Consider the following 3974-nt stretch of genomic DNA (forward strand, 5'->3'; position numbering starts at 1 on the left):
CCGGATTGTGCAAATAAGATAGAACAGGTTTTAAATAAAACAGAAGGAGTCAAAAAAGCTGATGTTCATTATACAACCAGTAAGGCTAATGTAGAATATGATCCTGATAAAATAGATATCGCTGGTCTAAAAAAAGCAGTAGCAAAAACAGGATATCAGGTAGAAAAGACTAAATAAGTAATAAAGGGTATCTGCTTTTCTCCCTGAAATCTGATCAAATTTCAATCAGAATAGCTGGAGTAAACAGGTACCTTAAATTTAGATAAAGGGTGATACTATGGAAAGCTGTAGTCATGAAGCTTGTGTGAGAAAGGTACCTATTTTTTCTGATCTGGATAATGAAAAAATATCTAAATTAAATAGTCTGGTCAAAAATAAAGAATTTAAAAGTGGTGAATTAATCTATTTGGAGGGTGAAATTGGAAAAAATATTTATATTATTGAATCCGGACTGGTTAAACTATATAGAAGTAATGAAGAGGGAAATCAGTATATCTTAAGATTATTAAAAGAAGGTAATTTCTTTGGTGAGCTGGTATTATTTAAAGAAGAGCAGTTGAGCAGCAGTGCAGAAGCTGTGGGAGACAGCACAATCTGCATGATTCCCAAAGGTGAACTGGAAAAATTAATTAAATCATCACCTGAACTTGCTTATAAACTTTTATCAGCAATTACCAGCCGTTTAAATAAAACAGAAAATAAATTACAGTCGCTGGCTCTGGAGGATGCAAAAGAAAAAACAATGCGTTTACTGCTTGAATTGGCTAAGGAAAGTGGAATAAAAAAGGAGAATGGTATTTTAATAAATTTACCTCTAAGCCGGGATGGTCTGGCGAATTTAATCGGAACAACTCAGGAAACACTAAGCCGCAAATTATCAGCACTGCAGAAAGAAGGCATTATTTCAATGCAGGGACAGAAAAAGATTTTAATTAAAAATGGTTAAAATAATAAATACAGTAGATATTATAGAAGTGCTTTCTCATATTAGAGATAAGCACTTTTTTTCTTGACAGTGTTAATTCTGAGTGTTATACTATGTTTAAAGATACCACATAGGGGTATATAGAATCAAATTAAGGGGTTTTTTGTTATGAGTAAAAATAATAAAATAAAAAAGCGTTATGATCGAATTGCTCCAGTCTATGATTCTTTAGAACTTATCATGGAAAAAGGAAAGATGGGAGACTGGCGTCGGAATCTCTGGCAGAAGGTCGAAGATAAAATTGATAAAGATGGCATGAGACTTCTGGAAGCCGGGGTTGGAAGCGGTAAGAATATTGAATATTATCCGGATCAAGTTGAAATTTTTGCCATAGATTTCAGTTCCAAAATGATTAAAGAAGCAGAGAAAAAAGCTAAAAAATATAATAAAGAAGTAAATTTGCTGGAGATGGATATTCAGGATCTGGATTTTGAAGATGATTATTTTGATCTGATTGTCACCAGCTGTGTATTCTGCTCGGTACCTGATCCGATAAAAGGATTAAGGGAATTAAAGAGAGTTCTCAAAGAAGACGGTAGGATAATAATGCTGGAGCATATGCGCAGTAAGAATAAATTTGTTGGTAAGATTATGGACTGGTTTAACTGGGTTAGTCTTTACACCTGGGGAGCGAATATAAATCGTAAAACAATGAAGAATATAGATAAAGCTGGACTTAAGCTGGTTGAGGTTAATGATTTAATGTCTGACATTGTTAAAGAAATTGAGCTTAAAAAGTAATTTAATCTTGACAGAAACAATTAGTAATGTTATTATTACTTATACCCCCTACATGTATAATGTATAAAGGAGATGTTTAAAAATGAAAAAGACAATTATTATTGAGGGAATGTCCTGTGGACACTGTGAAATGCATACTAAAGAAGAATTAGAAAAAATAGATGGTGTTATTTCTGCAGAAGCTGATTCTGATCAGGGTCAGGCTGTAGTAGAAATGGAAAAAGAGGTAGCAGAAGACAAGTTAAAGACCGCTGTTGAAGAAGCTGGCTATGACTATATAAAAACTGTATAAATTTAAAAAAATTTTAATCTAAATATACATGATAGGGGTATATTTTTTATAATAGGAGGTAGACTCCAATGGAAGAATTAGCTACTGTAATTAAAAGAAAAAAGAATAAAGCAGAAGTGAAAATAACCAGATATTCTGCCTGCAGTAAGTGTGATAAAAGCTGTAGTCTGGCTGGTGACAGTCATGATCAGGATGAAATTGTTTTAGAAGTTGAGGACAAAATTGGTGTTAAAAATGGTGATCAGGTTTTAATAGAAATGAGAAAAGGAAATCTTTTATTTGCTAGTGTGGTTGTTTATGTAATTCCAATCTTTTTAATGATAGCCGGTTATTTTTTCGGAGTCTGGGCGGCATCCTTATTAAATATAGCGGCAGTTGAACTGGCAGGTATTGCAGGTACTTTCATTTTTTTAATTCTTTCATTTTTAATAAATAAACTATTTAATTCCTATTTTGAAAAAATATCTTCGTTTCAACCTAAAATTAAAAAAGTTATTAATTGAAATTGGATATATAGCAGAGCCACATGAGATTACTTTTAGAAGACTGTATGAATATCTTAGAATCAATATTATTTACTCTGAGGAGGATATCAGATGGCTCAAGACCAAAAAAAGAAAAGCTGGTGGGATAAATTTGTTGATAAACTGGCTTCGGCCAATGAAAAACAGTATGGAGATGATGTTCCGGACTGCTGTGGAGATGGAAAAACAAAACAAGAAAATGGAAAGTAAACTTAATCAAATAAAGAATATTATAAATAAAATTTTTATGGAGGTGCAGAATAATGGCAGAAAAGAAAATAACTTTAAAAATAACAGATATGAGCTGTGCCAGCTGTTCTCAGACAGTAGAAAAAGCTTTAAACAAAGCTGAAGGAGTAAGTGAAGCACAGGTTAATTTTGCGGCTGAAAAAGCATATGTTACTTTTGACCCACAGCAGAACAGCAGAGATAAGTTGATTGAGGTTGTTGAAAACAGCGGTTATGGTGTTAAAGAAGAAAAGGCAAAAACTTCTTTTAAGGTAGGTGGAATGACCTGTGCCAGCTGTTCATCAGCTGTAGAGAAGGCTTTAAATAAAAGTGAAGGTGTTTATCAGGCAAATGTTAATATTGCAACTGAAAAAGGTAGTGTAGAATATAATCCAGAAGTCTTAAGCAAAAATGACTTTAGAGAAATTGTAAAGAATTCTGGTTATGAACTGCTCAGTTTTGAAGATGAAGAAGTGGAAAGAGATTCTGAGTCAGCTGAAGATGAACTCAGTGATGATATGAAAAAAGTTAAGAAAGCAAAAAACAAAATGTGGGGAACCTGGGCTTTTACAATTCCAATTATGCTCTGGATGATTCCGGAGATGTTCTTTGGTATAGCCTGGCCCAACATGCAGATTTTTAATCTGGGAATGATTGTCTTAGCAATCCCACCACTTTTTGTCTTTGGACGCAAAACTTTTATTACTGCCTATAGAGCAGTCAGCCACGGCAGTGCAAATATGGATGTCCTGATAGCAATGGGTACTGGTGCAGCCTTTATTACCGGGCCAGCAGTTTTCTTTACTCCGATTGCCAATTATGCTGGAGTTTCAGCAATGATTATGGCTTTTCATTTAACCGGACGTTATATTGAAGAAACCGCCAAAGGTAGGGCTTCTCAGGCAATTCGAAAATTGCTGGAACTGGGAGCTAAAACTGCCACAATTATTGAGAATGGAAATGAAAAAGAAGTTGCAATTGAAGATGTACAGCCTGGTAATATTATGCTGATTAAACCAGGAGAAAAAATTCCGACTGATGGAGAAATTGTAGAAGGTAAGACCACAGTTGATGAGTCAATGGCAACTGGGGAGTCAATGCCTGTAAAAATAGAGTTTCCCCATTTTTTATTTAGAAACAAATCAAAAGTTATCAACAGGCAAATTTGTGGATAATTCTCCTTCAAAACTGATGAGAATTAGTT

The 3974-nt window shown here is 34.0% G+C and carries 7 protein-coding genes; all 7 read left to right on the forward strand.

Annotation, left to right across the window (positions count from 1 at the left end):
* Positions 1–18: 18 nt before the first annotated feature.
* Positions 19–177 (forward strand): cation transporter, encoded by a 159-nt coding sequence (locus DER71_RS11710; protein ID WP_233487378.1) that lies wholly within the window; start codon positions 19–21, stop codon positions 175–177.
* A 100-nt stretch (positions 178–277) separates the two neighbouring features.
* On the forward strand, positions 278–946 hold the full coding sequence (locus DER71_RS11715) for a Crp/Fnr family transcriptional regulator (RefSeq protein ID WP_114474678.1): 669 nt from the start codon (positions 278–280) through the stop codon (positions 944–946).
* 147 nt (positions 947–1093) lie between these two features.
* Positions 1094–1726: a class I SAM-dependent methyltransferase gene (locus tag DER71_RS11720; protein ID WP_089717544.1), complete on the forward strand. Its 633-nt coding sequence runs from the start codon at positions 1094–1096 to the stop codon at positions 1724–1726.
* An 82-nt stretch (positions 1727–1808) separates the two neighbouring features.
* Positions 1809–2018, forward strand: a complete 210-nt coding sequence (locus DER71_RS11725; RefSeq protein WP_089717542.1) for a heavy-metal-associated domain-containing protein — start codon at positions 1809–1811, stop codon at positions 2016–2018.
* A 68-nt stretch (positions 2019–2086) separates the two neighbouring features.
* Positions 2087–2521 (forward strand): SoxR reducing system RseC family protein, encoded by a 435-nt coding sequence (locus tag DER71_RS11730; protein ID WP_089717540.1) that lies wholly within the window; start codon positions 2087–2089, stop codon positions 2519–2521.
* Between the two features lie 93 nt (positions 2522–2614).
* Positions 2615–2752 (forward strand): LDCC motif putative metal-binding protein, encoded by a 138-nt coding sequence (locus DER71_RS12010; RefSeq protein WP_158531826.1) that lies wholly within the window; start codon positions 2615–2617, stop codon positions 2750–2752.
* A 53-nt stretch (positions 2753–2805) separates the two neighbouring features.
* Positions 2806–3945: a copper ion binding protein gene (locus tag DER71_RS11740; protein ID WP_233487399.1), complete on the forward strand. Its 1140-nt coding sequence runs from the start codon at positions 2806–2808 to the stop codon at positions 3943–3945.
* The last annotated feature ends 29 nt before the right edge of the window (positions 3946–3974 follow it).

This window comes from Halanaerobium sp. DL-01 (assembly GCF_003338615.1).
Classification (GTDB): domain Bacteria; phylum Bacillota; class Halanaerobiia; order Halanaerobiales; family Halanaerobiaceae; genus QPJE01.